This is a genomic window from Pseudomonas sp. Wu6, from assembly GCF_019891515.1.
Lineage (GTDB): Bacteria > Pseudomonadota > Gammaproteobacteria > Pseudomonadales > Pseudomonadaceae > Aquipseudomonas > Aquipseudomonas orientalis_A.
Map to the genome: position 1 here is coordinate 1 of NZ_JAFLXH010000007.1, position 22,202 is coordinate 22,202.

Consider the following 22,202-nt stretch of genomic DNA (forward strand, 5'->3'; position numbering starts at 1 on the left):
CGCCCCAAGTTACACCAATATTTTCGAACGGGAGTAATCTCTGTATGCGTCATGAGCGGCAACGTTTTTCAGTCTACACATTCGTTCGTTGCGAGTAGACAATGTGCGCTCTGTTCCGGGGTAGTTCAGCGGTAGAACACTCGGCTCTTAACCGGGTGGGCGCTGGTTCGAATCCAGCCCCCGGACCCACTACATCGCAGGGTCAGAAGGACATATGTCCAGGCACGATAGGGAATCGGATGCAATGGCCGGCATAAACGCCGGTTATGCGGTCTTTCAGTTATCTCGAGCATTGACCGCATCGGGTCTAGACACTGTGAAAGCGCGTGAACGGATTGAGCGCTGGCAGCAGGTGGTCGAACACATGGTGCAGGGCACCGCGCTGTATGGCTCGCGTATACCACTCGTGGATGTGCCTGAATGGGTCACACTGGAGGTAGTCACGGGTGGTTTTGCCACTGGACGGTATCTGGCCAGTGGTGCACTGACCGAGTACGAACGGCGGCTGGCCGCCTCAATCCCAGGCATCCGCCCTGGTTTTGAACGACTTGATCTCAACACCTGGCACCTTACGGATGAGGGGATCGAAGCACTGCAAAAGCAACTGGTGAACAGCGACTATCGGATCGATGTACCAGAAGAGGCAGCGCTACTGTACGTGGCCTGGCTGTTGGGACAGCAGCGCACGGAGGAAGCACGCAGACTGATTGAGTCGATCGCACCTTTTTTTGAGCAACTGCGTTTCTTTCCAATGGCTTCTGACGGGCTACCGCTCGCGGCGGTGGAAGTGCAGATCTTCGATGTCGGCGATATCAAAAAGCTGCTTTCAAAACTCCCTGCGCAGCAGCGTCTGGCGGTGCAAAAACATGTGGTCGTGACTCGGTTGCCTTTCTACGATGCAGCTATCTCGCTCTTCCTCTTAACGTACCAGGATGATTGGCCTTGCCGGCAATATCCTGAAGGCTGGCTTGAGCAGGCGAATGCGCTAAGTAGTCAGTTCGATGCCACCGGTAGCAATGACATCCTCAACGTTGAACCTTTCAGGGGCCGGGTAGGGGAGTTGTACGCGTTGCTAAGGCTCTGCTCCCGTGACCCAATCTCGTTGACAGGGCGTCAAGTCGGACGTATTCGGCGGATCGTCAATGATTTCGTGTGCAAACATGGTCATCCTGAATCCGAAGATCATCTACAGAGCCGAGCCATGCAACGCCATCAGGTGGCCGCGCCCGAGCATCATCTGATCGCCAAGGCGGTTTCTGAGCGTCTGACCAGCTATACGAACTCGGAAGGCATCTCTGATTTTTCGTCCCTGTTGGAACCGATTACCAATGAGGAGGCGAAGGCATATTCGCTGAAAACCGGTGTCGCCATTCCACCAGCAGTTCGCCGACGCCTCGAGCGCTGTCGAAAGGGAACCATCAGTCAGTTGATTGACAAGGGATTGATCACATCTGGGGATACCGTGGCGCGAGTACTGCCAGCGATGACGGCCGAAATCTGCAGTGCTGGATTTCGCGATACGACACTGCGCACGTTGTCTATCGCAACGTATCGTGCTTTTCGGCGACGCCGTTCATTGCTGCTGCTCAACCTACAGAGCCAAGTCAAAATCAGTGAGTTGCCTTGGGTGGCGGCCGTTGAAGGTGAACGAGAGGCACACACTGTCGCCGTTGAGGGAGCCAGACAAGCCTTGATCGAATCCTCGGCAACAACCCTCGCTGCTTTCCCTCAGGCAATCCTTCCGAACAAGCTACTTCAGGAGTTTGGTTCGCTTGCTGTCACGGCGAAGCTGGATCTTCCTTTTGTGGAGGAGGTCGCGGCGGACATTTTCATGGGAACCTTTTCGAATAAATTCGTGGAAGCAGCCAGGCGAGCGGCCTCATTGATAGATGGCACCCTTTACGCCCATTATTACGACATCGACACGAACCAACTGGCGATCCTTCCCGATAAGCCGAAATCAAAGAGCAGAAACTATTTCCAGCGTGACTTGGATACCAGTGATGCATTGGCGAACCTGTGCGCACAGCGGGCTAATGCACCCTTGGGTGGATGGCATTCAGCAACCAACGGCAGGATCATCGAGCAACAACAGATTTTGACGACGCAAAACCTTTCGCTTCTATTTGGTGATCTCGGTTTGAAAGCGCTGCTACATCATCGCTTGGGCTCACTTGCTCAGGAGTGCTTTCAATGGATATGCATGCGGCAGCAGATGAAAATCAAGTTCTATCACTCTAGCTTGGTGATGCTCAAAAATACCGCTTATGCCTGGCGCCAGATGGTGTTTTATTTATCCATGCAGGATGACGCCGAGAGGCGTTGCGCAATCGATAGCATCGAAGCTCATTTCGCGGCTCAACCCATTGCATTCCGAGAGAGATTTCTACCGGCAATTATGGGGTTGCGTGTGGCAGCTTCCGGGCTCCCGTTGACCCTGAACCGCCGGAAAAGTGAGGGGGCTCAGGTTTTTCTCGGATGGACCACCGAACGACATTGGTTGTTACCGCCGCAAACGAATGACATCAGTTAACCGCTCGGCTGTATCGATGAGGCGTGCTTGAACGCCTCAAAAGCGATATCTGTTATCTGGCTGGAGTTCTTGTACAGACGGGGCAAAACTTTCATGCATACATCAGGGACCGAATTCAGGAAGGACGTCCAACGATAAGAGCATGAACGTCTGCAAAAATCGGAACGTGGTGGCGCGTGACCTCAAGCACAAGTATAGAAAGTTCCACCCTGACACGTAATTTAACAAGTGGGCGATGTCAGATGTTCACAAGCTGCTCGTAAGCCCACTCCGCTGGGCTCAATGCGCTCAAAATGAATGTGCTTGTTCATCGATTAATGTTCATGGACGAGGTTTTCCGCTCGTCTGGCCGATCCGACCTTTGGCAACTACTTAAGCGGTGGCTGGCGGCGAGGACCTGAACGGCGGCCCTTTTGTCTAACGTATGCATGGATAAGTTACTCATGCGCCACGTTCCCCACAGCCAGAGACAGCGAATCACCAAGAATGCGCCACAAAGCGGTAAGACGCCGACAGTAGGTGCCTTCACTACAGTAAATCAACTCGACATGAAGACTGTCGATAACCGCGATATAAGCATCCTGAAACATCGAAATCTCGTTCGCCGACAGTGCTGGATACCTGTTCTCAAGGCTTGCGCCAAAGCGTTCGCGAAGACGATCCAGATAGGCTTCAAAGCCACTTGCAACCGATGCCTTTAACTCCGAAGGCGGAAAGAATGCCGTGCGCAGCAGGAAACGCAGAGCTGCGGAAGACTCGTAGCGGTTTGAAAGATTGTCCGTGTACAGCTTGCCAGGCTCGTCATCATTCGCCGGGACGCTTGCAAACATCTCTTCGATATAGTGCCTCTCCGTCGCCAGCGCCAGATTCAGCACGGCGTTGAACAGATCATCCTTGCTCTTGAAGTGCGCGTATAACGAGGGCTTGCGCATACCTGCCACGACAGCGATTTCATTGAGCGACGAGGCGTCGTATCCCCGCTCAGCGAAATGCACCAGAGCGATATCACAGATTCTGCTTGCCGAAGGGCTCAGCACTTTCATCGGGATGACCTTTTAATTCAATGATTTAACGCGGTGATGTGCTCGGCTCTGCCTTCGCGCACACTGCCCCAGGTCAGCGCACCCACCATAACGGCGCAGACTATCAGGAATGCGCACCAGGCAGTGGCGCCATAGCTGCTCGCCCAACCGGTCAACGGTGTGGCGAAGGCCGAGATGCCAAGCTGAAACGCGCCGAGCAATGCAGCCGTTGAACCCAGGGCAGTGGTTTGCGAAGACATCACCAGCGTCATCAGTGAGGTTTCTGCAATCCCCAATCCAAGCAGTGCTACCGCGACACCGGCAGCCAGCCAGTACAAACTAGAACCAGATACTGCTGCGCCGTAGGCCATGACAGAACCTGCGAAGATGCAAAAAGCTCCAGCCGTTGCCATGCGGGCCAAACCGTACTTGCCCACCAGTCTGGTCGCCACGACCGCCCCTATGAGAATCGCGATGCCGGTTGCGCCAAACAGCGTACCGAACTGGGCAGCAGGCAGTCCGTACTCCTTCTGATAAACAAATGTAGCGCCGCCCACATAGGCAAAGAGAAAGAAGAACACTGCTGACAGCGCTAAGGCGGGCCTTAGAAAACGACCGTCTTTTGCGATGCGCGCATACGTGCGTATCGCCAGTCGCATATTCAATGGCTCGCGCTTTTGCATTGGTAGTGTTTCAGGCAAAACAGCCATCGAATTCACCGCCACCAGCGCACCGAGAACAGCCAGTACCAGCATGACGGCCCGCCATCCGAAATGCGCCTCAATGTAACCACCCAACCCCGGGGCGATGATGGGAGCAACACCTTGAATGGTCAGCAGCAGGCCAAAAAGTTTTGCTGCCTGAACGCCCTGAGTGACGTCACGCACCATGCTCATGATGACTACCAACGTCAAAGCACTGCCTATCCCTTGGGCAAATCGTGCCACGAGTAGCCACTCAAGGGTTGGTGCCGCTCCTGCAGCCAGCGCACTCAAACTGAACAGCAACAAGCCTGCTATCAGTGGACGTCGACGGCCAAAGGCGTCAACTACCGGCCCGAACAGCAATTGCCCAAGCCCCATTGCCAACAAAAAGACCGTGAGCGTCAGCTGAATGCTGGCAACACTGGTCGAATAATCAACCGCCATTTCGGGCAGGCTTGGCAAATACATATCGACGGCTGAGGGCCCCAGTGCGGCGATGGCGCCCAAGGCAATGGCAAACTTTAGTGAAGGATTGCCGAAATGACTCTTTTCCATAACAAACTCATGATTGGCTTCCTATCGGAAGGTAGGAGGTAGCGAGAAGTTAACGAGAACCCAGAGGCAAGGTCAAGCCGTAATTTTCTTAGGGGCCAGGCATCATCGCCAGCGCTCCGCGCAAGGCATGCGCACGTAAGTGTTTTAGGCTTCAGTTCAAAGTGTTTTTTTCAAGAAGCGGCTGAAAATGAGCGGGATTTCTGAAACATTATTTTTAAGCGATCAAGGTAAGCGACTCAGTTCGCAGAAACGGGTTGGCCAAATCGATCACGCTGCGTTCGAGCCTAGTGCGCTGGATGTATCGACAGACGCTGTCACCTTGCGCACCAGCGATGGGAAAGCTGAGAGGGTGGCCATGTTGGCCCGCACGCCAACGGAACACTTAGCGCCAATGGCCGTAACTGTGTGGACGGAATCAGGGTTCAAATTGAACTCCGTGAGAGCCAGACTTGCCTGCGAACTAGGCGCCTTGGTATATCAGGCAAACCGCGTCATCGCTCTCGCGGGCAAGCCTGCTCCAACAGATGGCCCCCAATACCTCTTACAAGCGAAACCTCGACACCATGCTGTTCAGGTCTACCGCCAGGCGGGTCAACTCGCCGCTGGCGGCGCTCGTCTGGGCGGCGCCGTTGGAAGATTGCGTCGACAGGTCCCGGATGTTGACCAAGTTGCGGTCCACTTCACGGGCGACTGCAGCCTGTTCTTCCGCAGCGGCGGCGATGACCAGGTTACGCTCGTTGATCTCGATCACTGCGGTGTTGATGGTTTCCAACGCCAGGCCTGCGCCTTTCGCGATGTTCAGGGTAGATTCAGCACGGTCAGTGCTGTTACGCATTGAACTGACTGCTTTTTGGGTACCGCCTTGAATGCTGCCAACCATGCGTTCAATTTCGCTGGTGGACTGTTGAGTGCGATGGGCCAAAGCGCGTACTTCATCGGCGACAACCGCGAAGCCGCGACCGGCTTCACCGGCCCTGGCCGCTTCGATAGCTGCGTTCAGCGCCAGCAGGTTGGTCTGATCCGCCAAGCCACGAATCACGTCCAGAACCTTGCCGATGTCGCGGGACTCTTCCGCAAGATTACCAATCAGATCGGCGGTGCTTTGCACATCCCCGCTCATGCGTTCGATAGCGTTGACGGTTTCGTGAACCAGATCCCGGCCATCGCCTGCTGACGCCGTCGCGTTTTTTGACGCCTCGGAAGTGCTCACTGCGTTACGCGCCACTTCTTCGACGGCGCTGGTCATTTCGTTGACTGCAGTCGCAGCTTGCTCTATTTCGTTGTCCTGCTGCGCAAGGCCACGGGCGCTTTCATCGGTAACTGCGTTCAGCTCCTCGGCAGCGGAAGCCAGTTGTGTTGCGGATCCGGAAATACGCATCAAGGTATCGCGCAGTTTCTCTTGCATCTTTTGCATGGCGAGCAGCAACCGGCCCGCTTCGTCAGTGCCATCAACCTTTATCGGTCGGGTCAGATTACCTTCGGCGATGGTTTCAGCCGCTTCAAGTGCCAACGCTATCGGTTGGGTGATGCTCTTGGTCAGCATCCAGGCAAACAGCATAGTCAGTAGCGAGGCAATAATGAGGAGGCCGACAACCCAGTTGAACGCAGAGCTGTACTGGTCAGCAGCGGATTGATTGATGATAGCCAGCTGGGCGTTATTGAAGTCAGTAAGCTTATTCAACGCTACGTTGATCTGCTCAGCGTTAGCCGCAGATTCGGCGTTCAGCACGCGCGTTAGCTCCTGCAGATCGCCAGCCCGACTGAGGGTAACAAGGCGCGTTTCAATTTTGCGATATTCACCCATCAGCCGCATATAGTCGTTGTAGTCGGATTGCTCTACAGGAGATGAAATCAGTTTGGCGTATGCTGCCTGCGACTTGTTAAGTTGTTGGTTTTGTTCCTCAAGTAATTCGATGGTCCTGTTCTGAATATTCGGTTCGCGATCAGTCAACAGCCGATGCGATAAAACCCGCATACGGACGCCCGTCACCGTGAGAGCATTCAGGGTCTGAAAGCTAGGGACGCCATTTATCGCGATATCGTCGCCAGCTGCTCGGATCTTGCTCATCTGAGACAAGGCGAAGAGGCCGAGAATCAGCATGAGCGCGCCTATCAGGGAGAACCCCAGAAATGCGCGCGGAGCAATGTTAATTGTTCTTATTGTCATGGTTTTCCCAGATCGTGGAATGTGCTCCCCGCAAGCAGCGGCGGATGGCCCAGCGCATAAGTTTTTATCGGTCGCTTGATGACACACTTGAGCGAAAACAGCTGTGTGCCGCATATTAAAACTGATATTGCCCACTCACCAACTTGCAGACATCGACTGATGGTGGCCCGATGCAGCCCGATGGCGACAATCTTCAACCCAAACGACCTGGACGCGACGTTCGTTCAGTTGGTAGAGACGCGCTAACAAGGTTGCATATTTCTCTTGCAGAATCAGTTCTAGAGGCTGCAGCAGCGTGGTAGAAGATGCTGTGCATAATGGTACTCAAGGATAGGGGATGGTCGGTTCGATGCCGGCGAACACCGCGCCAGCGCCGTCGTAAGTCGCTTCGCCGAGGAAAGCATGCTGTGTCACCACCATGGAGTCGCGTACGATCCATTGCAGACGATTGTCATTGAAGATGGCTGCAGTCCCCGCCAGTCGATAAGCCTTCATGACTACGTCCGCTCCGGTATGAGCGGCATGGGTGGCGCTGAGGCGTAATAAGTTAGTCTGCTGCAGGGTCACCGCATTACCGGCGATGAGCGAAGCCCATACAGCTTCGGCGGATTCGTAGAAAAACGCCTGGGCGCTTCGCAGCATCGCCTCTGCCTTACCCAGTTCGCTGCGATAATAAGCTCGATCACCCAAGCGCGGGGCACCGGTGACAGTCTTGGTGCTGCCCGACATTGCGATCACCAAGTCCAGTGCTGCGCGTGCCAGCCCAAGGTTAACGGCGGCGTGAACTTGCGCCTGGTAGGAAACGGACGGGTAATGATAGAGGGGCTCGTCAATTGTGGAGGCACTGCCCCGCACGAAAGTCCACTCGCGTTGGATGTTCTTTTGGTGCAATTTGAGGTCATGGCTCCCCGTCCCTTGCATCCCGACAACATTCCAGTTGTCGACGATCTGCACTTCGCTTGCCGGGAACACAGCGGTCAGCGGTTTGCCTGCCGTCGGTCCTCCACCGTTGGCCGATGTGCCACCTATGCCTACACCAATCCAGTTGGCGCCTTTGCACCCACTAGCAAACCGCCAGTGCCCGCTGACTTCCCAGCCATTTTCAGTCTCTTTGGCGGGTTGTAGAGGGTAAAGGCCGCCAGCATAGACCTGGTCTGGCCCGTTGGCATAAATCAACGCTTGGGTTGCCGGGGGGAGTGCCGCCAGGTAGATGTTGGCTGAGCCGAACGCGGTCACCCAACCGACCGAACCGTCGGCTTCGGAAACCCGCTCTACGATGCGTAGGAACTCGGCTGGAGGCAGCGCATCGCCACCGAAACATTTGGGAGTACTGGCGCGGAAGATACCCACTGCTTTCATTTTTTCGATCATGTCTAAAGGGACATGGGAGCGTTGGTTAAACTCGCTGCGACGCTCGGCAATCTCCGCAATCACATCATCCAGGGAAACCGCCTTGATGCTGATTGGAGCGCCTTTACGTGTGTCACGATAATCGAAATTGTTTTTGCTGTTCATGTTTATTGTTCTCTGGCTAGGGTGTTTGCATACACGTTCAGAATGCGTGGACTGATAAGAAAAAATCAAATTCGAAATATGAATAAGGTAAATAATCCGTGGGAATTAACTGTCGTGCCATGCGCCTCTAAAGGGGAGGGCGTTTAAGTGCGACGGCTATTCCTGCTGTCAATAGTGCGTATGAGTAAAGCGAATTTGACCGAATGAACAATCCCTCTCAACATGGATTCACCAAGTCAATAATTAACAGGTGAAGGTTATGGTTAGCGATCAATCAAAACAACATTTCCGGCAAGCGCTGTCATTGTTGTCTGCGGCGGTGAATATCATTACTACCGATGGCCCCCATGGTCGCTTCGGATTAACTGCGAGTGCGGTCTGTTCGGTCACTGATACGCCCCCAACATTATTGGTTTGCATCAACCGTAACAGTTCAATTCATGAAGCGTTGCTGGGCAACAGGGCGTTGTGCGTAAATATACTGACCGGTGATCTGGAGGGTGTTGCGCGACAGTTTGCTGGTATGACCGACCTGCCGCCTGCTGAACGTTTTGCCGGCCAGGATTGGCGGACAGGCTCCTCGGGCCTACCGGTGTTGAACGACGCCCTAGCAAGCCTCGAAGGAAACATAGTAGATATCAAGGAAGTCGGATCGCATTCGGTATTATTTGTAGAAATTAACCAAATTCAGGTCCGTGAAGAGGGGGAGAGTCTGATTTACTTTGGGAGAAACTTTCACCGTCTGGGGCGGGCTGCAGCCGTCAACGTACAGACGTCGGCATCCTGAATAATTGCAGTTCCCCATTCGTGGGTTACAGGGTTTATAAAGAATGCTCGCACGCCTCATTTCATATGAACTCCAGTATGGCTGCCGGAGGCAAACAGACTAATGATTAACCGGCGCAGCCAGGTTATCCCGGCATCCGATAGGAAACGGCTATGGCAATAAAGTCCCACCGAGATAGGTGGCAATTCGATGGGCAGACTCAGCAGCCGATAGCGCTGGTCGTGGTTTAGCTGCATGGCAATGGCACGCGGCAGAATCAATGCCAGATCAGTGTTGGCAACGATTTTCGGGGCAATCGTGAAGTTAGGCACTTTCAGAGCGATTTCGCGCGCAATGCCGGCCTTTCCGAATGCTGCATCGGCGGTTACGCCATGGCCGGTAATATTGCTCGAAACGTCAACATAGCGCAGGGCGAGTATGTCCTGAACGCTCAATTCATCTTCCTGAAAAGGATGGCCGTCGCGCAACAGACAAATGAATTCGTCGTCTAGCAAGTTTTCGTGGATGCACTCTTCACCAAGCTCTACCAGATAGCCTATCGCGATATCTATATCACCTTTGCGCAATGCCATAGCCAGTTGCTCTATAGGCATTTGACGCACATCCAGGCGTACTTTCGGCGCCTCGCGCGCTAGCACTTCCATCACCGTCGGTAGCACATAAAGTTGCGACATATCCGACATGGAGATGCGAAAAGTACGATCCGCTGTTTTCGGTTCAAAGTTCGAAAACATCATTAATGCGCTTTGAATAATAATCAGCGCATGTTCAATGGGGCCGTGCAGGCGAATAGCTGCGTCAGTCGGCTCCATCGACGTTGCTGTTCGTACGAACAGCGGATCGTCAAACACATCGCGTAGTCGACGCAGTGCGTGACTGACGGCGGGCTGGCTGAGGTGTAGGCGTTCGGCCGCGATTGTCAGGCTGCGGTATTCCCAAATAGCCACAAAAGTCCTGAGAAGATTCAGATCGATCGTGGCCATGTTGATGTGCGTCATTTATTTACCACGAGCCTTACGCGTGATGCTGGAAAAGACGCCGTCGCGGTATATCCAAGCATGTATCAGCGCTGCGCAAAGATGTCCTAACACAAGCAGAAACAGAACCCAGGCGAATAACCCATGTGCGGCCCGAAACCAAGCGTAAAGCGCGGAGCTGACAGGAGCAATGGGTGGAAGGTTCCAGCCCGCGAACATGGTGACAGGCCAATTTCCGGCAGAGAGCGTGGCCCAACCGAGCAGTGGCAGGCAGAGCATCAGCAAGTAGAGCAATAGATGCGAAACATGCGCCGCAATTGCCTGCCAGTACGGTACGCTGGCAGGCAATGGCGGCGTGGTGCTTAAAAGCCGATTGCCTAGACGCAGGATAGCCAAAAGAAGAATGGCGATTCCCAGAGGCCTATGAAGATCAATGAGCCAGGGACGCAGGCTCAGAGAAGACATCATGCCTACACCTATAAATAGCATAGCCAGGATAAGGACAGCCATGAGCCAATGGAGAAGCCGTGCCGCGAAGTTGAAACTTTGCACACCGGTGTGCTTCTGCTGGGTATGCATTATTTGATTTCCTTTTTGCCAACCGCGTCAGTGGCTTTACCAAAACCTATTTCTCGTAATCGGGCGTTATAGGACTGGGAGTAAATACCCGCACGGGCTGCAAGCACCGGATCGTCTGAAAGCGCTATTCCTGAAGGTACAAGCGTCGGGTCAAAGTTAATGTCACGACATGCCCCATGAGTTTGCTCTACCACCTGGTTGACCTCTAACGTCCCAGCGATTACCTCCTTGCGGTTGCTCGGCCATGGTTGAGAAGGGTCGTTCACCGGATCTCCCGCCTCGGCCAGTTGGAATACCAGATCCCAGTACAAGGGTGCTACACCCACACGCTGAGTTATTTCATCAAACAGGAAGTCATGACTGGCTTGCGCATGAGCCTCTTTGCTCAACATCTCTACCGCCGCATGAGGGCGCATGGACCAGCGCACAGGTTGACGCTTTCCATCCGCTGCAATGAGTACGAAGGCGTTGATGGAATTATACTCGGTTCCTGCAAAACTGGCCGGCCAAGTCGCGTTCGCCTCTCGCTCTACAGACTTGCGAGCCTCTGGATATTTTTGAAAAAACGCGGCCACCTTGTCCGGGGCTGGTTGTCCAGTGGCAGCCACCGGTTCAAAGGCCTCGACCTGCGCCAGGAAACCCTCGGCATCCCGAGTCGCGAAGTAGGGTTCGTTGTTGAGCTTCATTCGCCACTGTGACTTGTCGTCGCCTACCAGCATGAGTGCCATGCTGACGGTCGCCGTCGAATTGTCCGCCGCATGCGGGTCCACGGTGCCGATTGAAAAACGCCCGACGGCTGGGATGTTGGCCGGTAGAAAAATACGTGAGGTCGACAGAGGGACGGCCTCGCCGCTCGCATGAAAAGTCCCACTGAAACACATACCCTTACCGTGGGCCCGTCGATAGCCTGGTGGAAAATTATCCAGGGAGTCACCCAGAAACTCTTTTGTGGTAACGCCGGTGCCTAAGAATCCTCCTGCCCAGGCAAAAGCCAGCACAAGAGCAGTCGCGATACTGAATATGCCCAACAACGGCACTCGATATTTCCATAAACCCTGAAGGTTATTCTTAAGCATAAAATTCTCAGCTGCACGTTGTCAGGCAGCGCTGGATTGAAACTGCCGAATGGCTAGCGCCAACACTAACCGGCGCAAAGCAGTAGTCATGTGTAAGACAGGGGGATTTGAACCGCCGATACGGCAAGAAAAAATCCCGGTGGGCTCAATGGGTTTGCTTGAGCGGCAACGCATGACAATCCCTGCGCCATAGCCTGTGTGTCATCACATTGCTGAGGACGGCCAAGGCAAATGACGCCGGCGATGCACCGCTTTTGACGTTATATGTCCAGCACCAATCGTGGAGACTTTGATCGTGAACAGCATACCAATATCGTATCGTTCGCCGCTTTTTCATCAGCAGTGAGATACACATCGCGATGGTCTGGTTCACCCTCTAAAACATCACAGAGGCATGTGCCACAAACACCCTGCTCGCAGGATATTTCGATATCAATACCTACTTCAGCCAGTGCTTGATAAATGGTCTGCCCGGTCATGACATTGACGGTTTTACCGCTGCGCGCCGCCACAACCTCAAAACCAGACCCATTGGTATCAATGTCGGCCTGAAAGTATTCGCGGTGAATGTGTGCATCAGGGTAGCCGAGTTCGAGAGCATTATTGATAACCCACTTCATAAAACCTCCCGGTCCACATGTATAGATGTGAGCCGTGTCCTGGCTGCCTCCTAATACGCGTTTGAGGTCCAGTTGGCTTTCAGGTTCATCGTCGAAGTGCAGCTGGACAGCTTGGGAAAATCCGGAGAGCTCCAACTCTTCAAGAAACGCACTTCGGCTACGTGAGCGTGCGCAATAATGCATCTCAAACGCCTTTCCCCTGGCTTCAAGCGCATAGGCCATGGCCAGCATCGGTGTGATGCCAATACCCCCTCCGAGCAGGATTGAACGTTCGGCATTCAAGTCCAGCGGGAAATGGTTACGAGGCAGGCTTATGTTTACCTTTACGCCTTCAAGTAATTCCTGATGGACTGCAATGGACCCACCCCTGGATTGAGGATCTCTCAATACCCCAAGGCGATAAATGCCTGCGTCAGCGGGATCGCCGCACAACGAATATTGGCGGATCACATTTGAGGGTAGGTGCACATCAATATGGGCACCGGCCTCAAAGGTCGGTAAATTGCCGCGGTCTGCCCGCGCCAGCTCGATGACGACCACATCATCACCTTGCAGCACTCGTTTAAGCACGACTACGTTTAGGAGTTCATTCATCGGGTAATACCTGTACGCACGCGGGAAGACAATTCATATTGATGGTTTAAAAAAGCTCGCCAATCTTCATTCAGACTGATCAAAAACACGCATAACACCGGCCTTGAGTGACGTGTGAGCGAGTAAGCCTTCTTCACCCAATTCATGACCTGCGCCTGAATCCTTCATGCCGCCGAAGGGGAGACTGAGATCCAGCACATTGTGGTTATTGATCCAGATAGTGCCTGCCTTCACGCCGCCGAAGAAGCTCGTGATCCGATCAACGTTTTTGGTCCAGATACTGGCCCCCAAACCAAATGAGGTCGCATTGGCGCGCTGGATAACCTCACGGTCGTCCTTGAAGGAAAAGGCTGTTAGCACCGGCCCAAAAATCTCCTTTTGGGATGTGATGCTGTTGTTTGTAAGGTCGGTCAAAATGGTAGGCTGAATATAAGCGCCAGGGCTGTTGATCGTTTCGCCCCCACACAGTAATTCTGCACCGGACTCAAGGCCCTGGTGGATCATGCTCATCACCTTGTCGCGGTGGGCGTGATGAACGAGTGGACCCATCTGCGAACTTAAATCCAGACCCGGGCCAATTTTGATGGTCCGTGCGATTTCAGCGACTCCCGCAGTGACTTCGGCGTAGTGGCGTTCGTGGACGTACAGCCGAGAACCTGCGCAGCAGTTTTGACCATGATTGCCGAAAATAGCCCAGGCAGCGCCGGGAATAGCGATGTTCAGATCGGCATCTTCGGCGATGACGACCGGTGACTTACCGCCGAGTTCAAGCGTGTATTTTTTCATCAGGGGCGCTGCTATTGCGGCGATTCGTTTCCCTGTCTCAGTCGAGCCTGTAAAACTTATCTTGTCCACCCCAGGGTGCTCAACAAGCGCCGCACCTACTTCATGACCTAGGCCGGTAATGACATTGACAACTCCAGGTGGAATGCCAGCTTCATTACACAGCTCCGCCAGGCGCAAAGTAGTGAACGGGGTTTGCTCAGCGGGCTTGAGAACAACAGTGCACCCCGTTGCAAGAACAGGTGCCAATTTCCAGACCGCTTGGCAAAGCGGAACGTTCCACGGGGTAATTGCTGCGACGACACCCAGTGGCGATCGTTTTGTGAAACCAAAGAATTTTTGATCCGGCAGGTAAGGAACGGATAGATCCAGGGTTTTTCCAGAGATTTTGGTGGACCACCCGGCCATATAACGCAGCGTATAAACCGACAGGTCCGCATCGAATGCGCGAGTGTTTCGAATAAGGCGGCCACTGCTGAGCGTCTCGAGTTCAGAAAGCTCCTGAGCATTTTCCGCAATCAGATCAGCGAGCCGCAGCATCAAAGCTTCACGTTGATAGGGTCTCATTCTGGACCAGGCGCTGTCTTCAAATGCCTTGCGTGCAGCGGCCACTGCCAGGTCGACGTCAAATTGGTCTGCCTGTGCGATTTGACCTAATTCAAGACCGTTACTAGGATCGGCAATAGAAAAGTATTTTTCTGAATGCGGGTCCCTGAACTCACCATTAATGAAGATTTGGGTACGTTTGCCGATCTTGGATTTAGCCCCAGCGGTGAGGTGTTCGTAGTTATTTGCCAATGTCATGATCGAATGCCCATTGTTATTGTTTCAGGGGCCGCTATCGTACTAGCGGAATATAAAGGAAATTAATATCCCGCACCGTCACGAGTTGGACAATGACAGCAGAGGTACCTATTGTTGCCCTTGCTGCAACAAAGGCGAATCATCCAGGTGGTGCGTCCAATGTCTCACTTGCGTTTAGGGCGGATTGGTTTTTGCTGATCGTGCCCTAGGTCGTGGACCACGACTGCACTAAGCTGAGACGATGACGATATCGGGTAAAACAATAGTGCATCTGACCGGGCAGGTATATCTAGCCTGTATGGAATACAAGCAAGTATGGTCTTTAAGGCGAATTAAGAGTGTTGTATAATTTCTGCAATTTTTAGGTAAAAAGGAAATTCTCAATGAGGGTTGCTAAAAACAATCAAAAGACTGAAGAGAAACGTACGGCTATTTTGGTCGAGGCAAGGATGGTATTTCTCGACTCGGGAAATGCTGGATTCAGTATGAGAAGCGTGGCTAAAAAAGTCGATATGTCGCTGAGTCATCTTCAATATTTTTTTCCGACCAAAGATCAACTATTTTTGGAGATGGTCAGGTATACCGTAAATGACTATCTGAAAAATTATAAACTCATCATGATGGAGTCCTATAATAGTCCCGAACAACAGATGTGTGCTGTGTTGGATTATTTGTTTAGCGATCTCATGCGACTGGATGTTACAGCTATCTTCGTCGAGCTCTGGGGGATGGCACTCCGGGATGTAGAGGCGCGCCTTTTTCAGCGTAAACTGTACAGAGTCAATAGGCGAAAATTTTCGACAATCCTTACCAGGGTTTACCCTGATGCATCGCGTGAGACCATCAAGCGGGTCGCAACCCAGGTGCTGTTACACATCGATGGCATTATGGTGCTTTACATGGTGGATTGGCCGGATGCGCAGAATTATGAGCGAATAGTTCAAGACGCTAAATCCATCATATGGAGAATCATGGAAAACATCGCTCAGAAAAAAGAGGCTAGTCAACTGCCGTAGCTATGGCATTTTTCCGAACCAAGAAAATCTTATTGGGATTTCTGCTGGTGCAGTCACGGATGCGCCGAATCTGTGCGTTTATCGCCATTGCCAAGTAATGCACCAAATCACGCGAAAGAGGGGACAGCTTCCTGGATTGGCGCGAAATAATTTGTACTTGTGTTACATTCAATGCGTGATAATCGATAGGAATAGCTTTTAATGTACCGTTGCATAACTCATCAATGACGGGAAAGTCACTGAGTATTGTCGAGGCTATGCCATTGCGCGTGAGGTCCAACATTATCTTCAGTGAGTTTGAAGTAATGTAAGGCTGGAAGTGAGCGCTGCTTTCACTTTGCAACTGATCAATAATTCCTCTGATCCGGTACTCAGGCGGGGGTAGAACAATATCTTCCTCAGCCAGGTCTTGAAGACTGAGTATCGATCTGCCCGCCAGCGGATGGTCGGGGTGGACAATAGCTCTCATGGGTTGATCGAAAGAATGGAGCCTATTGATGTTGGTGGTCTTGGTCGGGGAAAACACCAATCCTATGTCTGCTTCGTCTTCAGCGACCATTCGCTCAACTTCGTGAGAGGGCGCAATCAACAGCTCAGTGTGCGATTGTCGGTTAGCTTTGAAAAATTGATAAAGCTCACCTATGGCCTGAGTACTGAGTAATCCTTCGCCCACCGCAATGCTGGTTCTATTTAAATATCCTTCTTTGAGTTGGCCGAGTTTTTTCAAAAGTTGATTGTGATGACCCATACGCTCAACATAATAATCAACTGCAGCCTGACCAGCGGCGGTCAGGCAGATCCTGTGAGTACCTTCTTGTATGAGCTGAATACCTAGATCGGACTCCAGTTTCGCAATCTGTCGACTGATGGAGGAGACGGCGAGCTCCAGCTCTTCGGCCGCCGCGCGCATGGTTCCCAGTCTGGAGCTCAAATACAGATACTTGAAGCGTTGATCTTGAAGCTCAGTTTGGGAATTCATCATGGGTGCCTCGCACGGTTCGCATCATCAAGTTTTTTATTATGCTGACGAATCTATGCTAGTGAATGCCGGGAAGCAATACTGCGGGCTAGTTTTTTTGGTCAGTGACCTACAATACTTTTATAGCTTTTTGATCTAAGGGGCGTTTCTGTCTGCGCCGAAATTTGCGGTTCCAGGTTGCACGTTTAACGTTCTATGGAGCTCTTGATTGCGGAGGTACCCCTGATTTCCTGGCTTGATCAGCTGTGCTGGCGCTTGAGGTGATACGGTGCGGGATTAACTATGGGTGTGTCGCCAGTGACGAGATCAGCGACCAGTTGTCCGGCTGCTGGAGAGGTGCCAAAACCATGCCCTGAGAATCCGGAAGCAAGCGTCAAGCCCGGGATTTTATCCACGGGGGATATCACTGGGAGGCCGTCCGGCGTTACATCGATCATGCCAGCCCATTCGAGCTCTATGGTGGCTTTTTTAAAAGCGGGCCAAGCTTCAGTGAGATTGCGTAATGCAGCCCGATTCAGTCCGTGATTGACCTTTGGGTCTATTGTCCGTCTCTGCTCGAAAGCAGAGGTACCTTGGTCAGAATTGCGTCGCGACAGGGCCAGTTCTGTCATGAAATCTCGTCCCAGGGAAAGATTCATGTTTTTCCATTGGGAACGCAGTGTGGAAAAGTAGTGATGCCCGATCAGCAAGCTGTCAGGTACGATCGGCACCATGAAAGCTCCCCGGTTCGTGATGATGTATCCGCCGTCCTGGTGTTTGCGAAAAGAGATATCTGGAGTGCCTACTGCGACTTCAGTCATGCCCTCTATCGTCAGAGGAGCCGTTCGAAGGACTGAGGCGACTACCGGTAACGTCAACAGGGGAACACCGCAGGTAGCCAGGAAGCGTCTTGACCACATGCCGCCGGAAAGGATTACGTTATCGCAACGCACTTCCCCCCGCTCGGTTACAACACCGCTTACTCTGCCTGCCGACATGGATAGCGTTCGCACCGCGCAGTTCTCCACGATGATAACGCCTTTAGCGATAGCCGCCCGTGCGATGGCACTGCTGGCAAGAGTAGGTTCTGCTCGGCCATCAGAGGCTGTGTAAATTCCGCCTGCCCAATCGACGGTGCACCCTGGAGAAATATCAACGATTTCTCTCGCCGTGACCAGGCGTGAGTCGAGCGAGGCATCAGCGACTGAGTTCAACCATTCTTGATGTGAAGCCATTTCCCCGGCTGAGCTGGCGGTATACAAAATACCCGTCTGTCTGTAGCCAACATCGGCATTGAGCCGTTGTGCCATGGTGCTCCATAGTTTTTCTGCGGCGATTGAAAGAGGGAGGTCCAGTTTGGCCCGCCCCATTTTCCTGATCCACCCCAGATTTCGCGAGGATTGTTCGCCAGCAATTCGGCCCTTTTCAAGTACTGTGACGGGGATGCCACGTTCTGCCAGCGACAATGCCGCAGTGAGTCCGATAATGCCCCCTCCGATCACCACCACTGTCGTGGCGGCAGGAAGAACGACAGAAGTCTGAACGGGAGAGATAGAGGGGGCCAAGTTTCTTGTCCTTGATACTGTATACGTTATCGAAAGTGCACTGAATCGCTACGCCCTGAGGCTGCTAAGTGTCACGTATTGTTATGAGTAATCGTGATTTCTTTGACATTGGCCTTTGAGACCCCGCGATAGGCGGTGACTTCAATTTCAATTTTGTATATCTCAGATCCCAGAGGAGGGCTGGTCAGCGTCAGCGTTGGATTAATACCGCGCATTTTTTCTGCGTAGGTGGCCATTACGATATCTATGTCCTTCGCAAACGGTATGAACACGCGCGCGGCAACGATATCGCCAAGCGAAGCGTCAACGGCCGAAAGGGCATGTTCTATATTGGCCAAGACTTGAAGGGTCTGCTCAGCCGGGTCTTCGGGCATTTCCTTTGTGGCGGGATTGCGGCCGGCGGTATTGGATACGAAAATCAGATCGCCGACGGCGATGAGGCGCGAATAGCTACCCAGCTCCTCAAACTTGGATCCGGTTTTAACTTTAATAACGTCGATAACTTCTTTCATGTGGAGTGTCCGGTATTCAATGAAAACTCAGAAGGCGCGGTGGCCGTGCGGGATCAACTTAGCGTTGGGGTTTCCCAGAGATTAAGTTTGACGCCTATGCCTTTTTCGCAGGCATTGCGATAAATCACGGTGCCCCACGCAACGTCTTCTACCGGCATACCGCCGACGGACATGATGATGATTTCATCGTCGTTTTTGCGGCCAGGTGCTTCACCGACAACAATCTTGCCCAGATCCTCGAGCTGGTCAGGTGACATTTTTCCTTCGTCTATCAGATCCAGGAATTGGATGCCCACTACTGGCACGATGTTGTGCACTGGCTTGGGATTTTCTTCATGCCATGCCTGGTAGAGAGAAGGATTGTCCAGAACCTTGCGGATGTCGGGTGACTGCATGCCTTCATCGATACTCGTCAAGGCGGGCATGGACAGAAACGTACCAGGGCTTAACCATTCACGCTTCACCACAGGATAGGCAGAGGCATCGCCAATTGCTCCGGAATTGCAGAATGTGACGATGTCACAGTCGCGTACCACAGCTTCGTTGGTGTCAACCACATGAATGTTGACAATCTGCGGAAAAGTCTCACGAACCCACGATGTAAACGCATCGATATTTTTTTGGCCGCGTCCTTTGACTTTAACTGTGTCAATCTCAGGACATTCGGCAACGAATGCCGAAAGTGAGGTCTTCGCCATCACACCTGGACCCAGGATGCCAACCACCTTCGAATTCTTTTTGGCCAGATGGCGGGCGCCTACGCCAGGCACGGCGCCTGTTCGATAAGCAGAAAGAAGATTCGCTGACATGATTGCCAGAGGAGCGCCCGTATCGGCATCGTTGAGTACGAACAGAAGGATGGAGCGGGGGAGGCCCTTCTCTCTATTCGCGATGTTGGATCCGTACCATTTCATCCCGGCTGTTCGAAATTGACCGCCAAGGTACGCAGGCATCGCCATGAAGCGTCGATCGGGGGTAGGTTTGGGCATGTCCGGAAAAGGTGAGTCTTCGGGAAATACCACCACAGATCCGTGGGAGTTGTTATTGGGACCTGCCATCCTGTAGTCGCCGTGGTACATCAGGGAAAACATTTCTTCCATCGTGTCAACGCAGGCTGCCATATTGGTGACGCCCGCCTGAATCATGTCCGGTTCGGAGAGGTAAATGAAATCAATATTTGGTAAGTTGTGCATAGTCGTTGATGCTCATTTTGAAATACTGCTCTTGCCGCTGATACGAACCTTTCTCAGCGGGGACGTGATCTGACCGGTTGCGCTCTAACCTTCAACGCCGTTGTCATTCTGAATCGAACGGTCCAAATCGCAGGGCCTTCGAATAATCGGGTGAGCCATGACGGTTATGCGCTTTTTTCGGCGCTTAACTGCTCCAAATCAGCCTTGGAGCATTCGGCATGAGTTCTGGCGCTCAAGCTAAACTAGGTAACAGACCACGCTTATCCTACAGTTCGTTTTTTTGAACTCGATGACATTCGAGGCGACACTTGTTGTGGTAATGACAACGCTTGCGCTAGCAGGGTATAGCGGCTATTCCGGTCAAGCACCGATCAACATCATTGCCTAAAAAGCAACATGATCCCTGGTTGCTGTGATTGTGGCCCGATTTCTATGTCAGTAATTTCCTTGTCTTGTTTTTGCAGATTCGACAGGAGCCTTTTCATGATTTCCCCCATTTCTGACATTTCCCTGCTGGAAGAGCGTATTCGGGTACTTGAGGCCGAATCTGCGGTTCGCCATTTACTGAATCGGTATATGTTTTTGTGCGACGTTCCCGGGCCTGAAACACGTGAAAGCGAGCTGGGCCAATTGTTCTGCCAGGACGCAGTTTGGCAGGGGGTCGGTTCTCGGTATGCCCTTAAGTTTGGTCGTGTAGGCGGACGCAAAGCGATAGTGGCGATGCTCATGAGTTACCTGCCGCCGGCTCCACACTTTCTGTCAAATATGCACTTTCTTTCCGGCGAGCAGATATCTGTCGATGGTTTTCAAGCCAAAGGCCGATGGGTAATGCAGCAACTCAGTCGCTACGAGTCTGGCCAATCAGGATCAATTGTCGCCGCCCTCAGCGTGGAATTTCTCTGGGAGGCAGACGCCTGGCGCATCTCCTCTTTTTCAACTGAACGCGTTGATGCCTTTCGTCTCGAGAATGTCCAGGGGGCGTCACTGTGAGCCCGCTGGTCATTGAAGGTTGCATCGGGGGGCCAGGTCGGACGGTCGCCATCAAGGATTCTTTGGATGTGGCAGGTTGGCCAACACGGTGTGGGAGTCGTGCTTTCGAACACGCCCCGCCAGCCCAAAACCATGCAACTGTTGTGAAGGCGCTTCTCGACGATGGTTGGCAAATCATTGGCAAGACTGTGCTGCATGAGCTGGCTTTCGGTGTGACCGGTATCAACGAGTGGGCTGGAACGCCAGTTAATCCACAGGCACCAGATCGGATACCTGGTGGCTCTTCCAGTGGCTCAGCGGTCATCGTTGCTCAGGGAAATGTGGATGTGGCATTGGGTACTGATACAGGAGGTTCTGTGCGCATGCCGGCTGCTTGCTGTGGGGTCTTGGGTCTCAAGCCATCGTTCGGTCGTTTGAGTCGTCACGGTGTGTATCCGGCCTCCAGTTCTCTTGATGTTGTAGGACCCATGGCTCGTGATCTCGAGACGCTCGTGGCCGCGATGACTTCAATGGACTCAACTTTCTCGGCGCATAAGCCTCTCGGGAAATTTCGGGTAGGTTTAGTCAATGTCTCTTGCGATCCTGCGATTGAGCAAGCCATACGGAACGAGATGAATCGTCGCGGCTGGGCCTGGGAAGTCGTCACGCTGCCGCTTCTTGATCAGGCATTCGAAGCTGCATTGACCGTCATTAATGCTGAAACGTGGGCTGCTTATAGTCATTACACCGGCCAGGCTTTACTGGGTGCCGATATTGAGGCGAGGTTACTGCGTGCGGCCGACACTGATGCCGTGGCCGTACAAGCAGCGAATGCGGTGCGCATGGCATTCAGCGAACAGGTAGACCATTTGCTGGAACGCTTCGATACACTCGTCCTTCCGAGTTTGCCTCGTCTGCCACCGCTATTGGTCGATGTGTGCAAGGGTGAATCGGTGATCGATCTGACGCGCTTCCTCAGGCCGTTCAACTTGAGCGGGCACCCTGCATTGAGTGTGCCAATTCCCTATCCGGGTTCCTCCATTAAAACCGGCCTGCAACTCATCGGAGCAAAGGGTGACGATGCACGTCTGTGTGCCATTGCTGGTGCGTTCCTTTGAATAAATCAGCGTTCGTCATCGAGCGCAGCAAGCACGCGGGTCAGGCGGTGCAATCAGCAGGCGGTGCAAGCAAAAAGTGACTCAGTTCCTTCTCGGGCGACCAAGGACCTGATCAGGGATGTCACCCAAAAGGTTGCAGCGTTGCAATCTGTACA

At 52.9% G+C, this 22,202-nt stretch carries 18 protein-coding genes, 1 tRNA gene and 2 pseudogenes; 6 read left to right on the top strand and 15 right to left on the bottom strand.

Annotated elements, in window-relative coordinates:
- Positions 1 to 114 precede the first annotated feature (114 nt).
- Together J1G34_RS06485 and J1G34_RS06490 are read left to right on the top strand one after the other, a co-directional pair.
- Positions 115 to 189 (top strand) — tRNA-Lys (locus tag J1G34_RS06485).
- A 55-nt stretch (positions 190 to 244) separates the two neighbouring features.
- A complete protein-coding gene (locus J1G34_RS06490) occupies positions 245 to 2,533 on the top strand; it encodes a hypothetical protein (RefSeq protein WP_222993615.1) in 2,289 nt (762 codons plus the stop codon).
- Between the two features lie 437 nt (positions 2,534 to 2,970).
- Here the strand turns inward: J1G34_RS06490 and J1G34_RS06495 are convergent, their stop codons facing one another.
- The 6 genes and pseudogenes from J1G34_RS06495 to J1G34_RS06510 form a co-directional block, all read right to left on the bottom strand.
- On the bottom strand, positions 2,971 to 3,576 hold the full coding sequence (locus J1G34_RS06495; RefSeq protein ID WP_015372139.1) for a TetR/AcrR family transcriptional regulator: 606 nt from the start codon (positions 3,574 to 3,576) through the stop codon (positions 2,971 to 2,973).
- Positions 3,577 to 3,593: 17 nt separating this feature from the next.
- Complete coding sequence (locus J1G34_RS06500; protein ID WP_065892719.1) at positions 3,594 to 4,814, bottom strand: multidrug effflux MFS transporter; 1,221 nt, start codon at positions 4,812 to 4,814, stop codon at positions 3,594 to 3,596.
- A 217-nt stretch (positions 4,815 to 5,031) separates the two neighbouring features.
- Positions 5,032 to 5,136 (bottom strand): annotated as a pseudogene (locus J1G34_RS27105) (transcriptional regulator FeaR); the annotation flags it as partial.
- Between the two features lie 219 nt (positions 5,137 to 5,355).
- The gene (locus J1G34_RS27595) at positions 5,356 to 6,228 is read right to left on the bottom strand and encodes a methyl-accepting chemotaxis protein (protein ID WP_459077111.1); all 873 of its coding nucleotides are present in this window, start codon (positions 6,226 to 6,228) and stop codon (positions 5,356 to 5,358) included.
- A pseudogene (locus J1G34_RS27600) lies at positions 6,211 to 7,095 on the bottom strand (MCP four helix bundle domain-containing protein); the annotation flags it as partial. The pseudogene J1G34_RS27600 and the gene J1G34_RS27595, both read right to left, overlap by 18 nt.
- Positions 7,096 to 7,305: 210 nt before the next feature.
- On the bottom strand, positions 7,306 to 8,496 hold the full coding sequence (locus tag J1G34_RS06510; RefSeq protein ID WP_015372136.1) for an acyl-CoA dehydrogenase family protein: 1,191 nt from the start codon (positions 8,494 to 8,496) through the stop codon (positions 7,306 to 7,308).
- Positions 8,497 to 8,755: 259 nt separating this feature from the next.
- Here J1G34_RS06510 and J1G34_RS06515 point away from each other — a divergent pair, with 259 nt between their 5' ends.
- A complete protein-coding gene (locus J1G34_RS06515) occupies positions 8,756 to 9,283 on the top strand; it encodes a flavin reductase (RefSeq protein WP_003232755.1) in 528 nt (175 codons plus the stop codon).
- Positions 9,284 to 9,339: 56 nt separating this feature from the next.
- Here the strand turns inward: J1G34_RS06515 and J1G34_RS06520 are convergent, their stop codons facing one another.
- From J1G34_RS06520 to J1G34_RS06540, 5 genes are all read right to left on the bottom strand, one after another.
- The gene (locus J1G34_RS06520; protein WP_015372134.1) at positions 9,340 to 10,281 is read right to left on the bottom strand and encodes a LysR family transcriptional regulator; all 942 of its coding nucleotides are present in this window, start codon (positions 10,279 to 10,281) and stop codon (positions 9,340 to 9,342) included.
- Positions 10,282 to 10,839, bottom strand: a complete 558-nt coding sequence (locus tag J1G34_RS06525) for a cytochrome b (protein ID WP_222993617.1) — start codon at positions 10,837 to 10,839, stop codon at positions 10,282 to 10,284.
- Entirely contained in the window at positions 10,839 to 11,915 is a 1,077-nt protein-coding gene (locus J1G34_RS06530) for a catalase family peroxidase (protein WP_041931476.1), read from the bottom strand. The genes J1G34_RS06525 and J1G34_RS06530 overlap by 1 nt, the downstream gene beginning before the upstream one ends.
- Before the next feature lie 260 nt (positions 11,916 to 12,175).
- A complete protein-coding gene (locus tag J1G34_RS06535; RefSeq protein ID WP_015372132.1) occupies positions 12,176 to 13,129 on the bottom strand; it encodes a PDR/VanB family oxidoreductase in 954 nt (317 codons plus the stop codon).
- A gap of 66 nt (positions 13,130 to 13,195) precedes the next feature.
- Positions 13,196 to 14,716, bottom strand: coding sequence for an aldehyde dehydrogenase family protein (locus J1G34_RS06540; protein WP_015372131.1), 1,521 nt, complete (start codon positions 14,714 to 14,716; stop codon positions 13,196 to 13,198).
- A 383-nt stretch (positions 14,717 to 15,099) separates the two neighbouring features.
- On the opposite strand from J1G34_RS06540, the gene J1G34_RS06545 reads away from it, so the two are divergent.
- Positions 15,100 to 15,732, top strand: a complete 633-nt coding sequence (locus J1G34_RS06545; RefSeq protein WP_015372130.1) for a TetR/AcrR family transcriptional regulator — start codon at positions 15,100 to 15,102, stop codon at positions 15,730 to 15,732.
- Here J1G34_RS06545 and J1G34_RS06550 read toward each other — a convergent pair.
- The 4 genes from J1G34_RS06550 to J1G34_RS06565 form a co-directional block, all read right to left on the bottom strand.
- Positions 15,716 to 16,714, bottom strand: a complete 999-nt coding sequence (locus tag J1G34_RS06550; RefSeq protein ID WP_236277690.1) for a LysR family transcriptional regulator — start codon at positions 16,712 to 16,714, stop codon at positions 15,716 to 15,718. The genes J1G34_RS06545 and J1G34_RS06550 overlap by 17 nt on opposite strands.
- A gap of 236 nt (positions 16,715 to 16,950) precedes the next feature.
- On the bottom strand, positions 16,951 to 18,255 hold the full coding sequence (locus J1G34_RS06555) for an NAD(P)/FAD-dependent oxidoreductase (protein WP_015372128.1): 1,305 nt from the start codon (positions 18,253 to 18,255) through the stop codon (positions 16,951 to 16,953).
- A 71-nt stretch (positions 18,256 to 18,326) separates the two neighbouring features.
- On the bottom strand, positions 18,327 to 18,767 hold the full coding sequence (locus tag J1G34_RS06560) for a Rid family hydrolase (protein ID WP_065898002.1): 441 nt from the start codon (positions 18,765 to 18,767) through the stop codon (positions 18,327 to 18,329).
- A gap of 53 nt (positions 18,768 to 18,820) precedes the next feature.
- Positions 18,821 to 19,960, bottom strand: a complete 1,140-nt coding sequence (locus J1G34_RS06565) for a tyramine oxidase subunit B (protein WP_015372127.1) — start codon at positions 19,958 to 19,960, stop codon at positions 18,821 to 18,823.
- A gap of 483 nt (positions 19,961 to 20,443) precedes the next feature.
- On the opposite strand from J1G34_RS06565, the gene J1G34_RS06570 reads away from it, so the two are divergent.
- Complete coding sequence (locus tag J1G34_RS06570; protein WP_065935483.1) at positions 20,444 to 20,950, top strand: nuclear transport factor 2 family protein; 507 nt, start codon at positions 20,444 to 20,446, stop codon at positions 20,948 to 20,950.
- Positions 20,947 to 22,047 carry an amidase gene (locus J1G34_RS06575; RefSeq protein ID WP_065892722.1) on the top strand — a complete coding sequence of 367 codons (1,101 nt, stop codon included), beginning with the start codon at positions 20,947 to 20,949 and terminating at the stop codon, positions 22,045 to 22,047. Before J1G34_RS06570 ends, J1G34_RS06575 begins: the two co-directional genes overlap by 4 nt.
- Positions 22,048 to 22,202: the final 155 nt, after the last annotated feature.

Coding starts and splice junctions, on each gene's coding strand:
- J1G34_RS06565 (WP_015372127.1), bottom strand. CDS start 19,960: ATGCACAACTTACCAAATATTGATTTCATTTACCTCTCCGAACCGGAC.
- J1G34_RS06500 (WP_065892719.1), bottom strand. CDS start 4,814: ATGGAAAAGAGTCATTTCGGCAATCCTTCACTAAAGTTTGCCATTGCC.
- J1G34_RS06520 (WP_015372134.1), bottom strand. CDS start 10,281: ATGACGCACATCAACATGGCCACGATCGATCTGAATCTTCTCAGGACT.
- J1G34_RS06525 (WP_222993617.1), bottom strand. CDS start 10,839: ATGCATACCCAGCAGAAGCACACCGGTGTGCAAAGTTTCAACTTCGCG.
- J1G34_RS06550 (WP_236277690.1), bottom strand. CDS start 16,714: ATGATGAATTCCCAAACTGAGCTTCAAGATCAACGCTTCAAGTATCTG.
- J1G34_RS06535 (WP_015372132.1), bottom strand. CDS start 13,129: ATGAATGAACTCCTAAACGTAGTCGTGCTTAAACGAGTGCTGCAAGGT.
- J1G34_RS06495 (WP_015372139.1), bottom strand. CDS start 3,576: ATGAAAGTGCTGAGCCCTTCGGCAAGCAGAATCTGTGATATCGCTCTG.
- J1G34_RS06490 (WP_222993615.1), top strand. CDS start 245: ATGGCCGGCATAAACGCCGGTTATGCGGTCTTTCAGTTATCTCGAGCA.
- J1G34_RS06515 (WP_003232755.1), top strand. CDS start 8,756: ATGGTTAGCGATCAATCAAAACAACATTTCCGGCAAGCGCTGTCATTG.
- J1G34_RS06510 (WP_015372136.1), bottom strand. CDS start 8,496: ATGAACAGCAAAAACAATTTCGATTATCGTGACACACGTAAAGGCGCT.
- J1G34_RS27595 (WP_459077111.1), bottom strand. CDS start 6,228: ATGCAAAAGATGCAAGAGAAACTGCGCGATACCTTGATGCGTATTTCC.
- J1G34_RS06530 (WP_041931476.1), bottom strand. CDS start 11,915: ATGCTTAAGAATAACCTTCAGGGTTTATGGAAATATCGAGTGCCGTTG.
- J1G34_RS06560 (WP_065898002.1), bottom strand. CDS start 18,767: ATGAAAGAAGTTATCGACGTTATTAAAGTTAAAACCGGATCCAAGTTT.
- J1G34_RS06545 (WP_015372130.1), top strand. CDS start 15,100: ATGAGGGTTGCTAAAAACAATCAAAAGACTGAAGAGAAACGTACGGCT.
- J1G34_RS06540 (WP_015372131.1), bottom strand. CDS start 14,716: ATGACATTGGCAAATAACTACGAACACCTCACCGCTGGGGCTAAATCC.
- J1G34_RS06570 (WP_065935483.1), top strand. CDS start 20,444: ATGATTTCCCCCATTTCTGACATTTCCCTGCTGGAAGAGCGTATTCGG.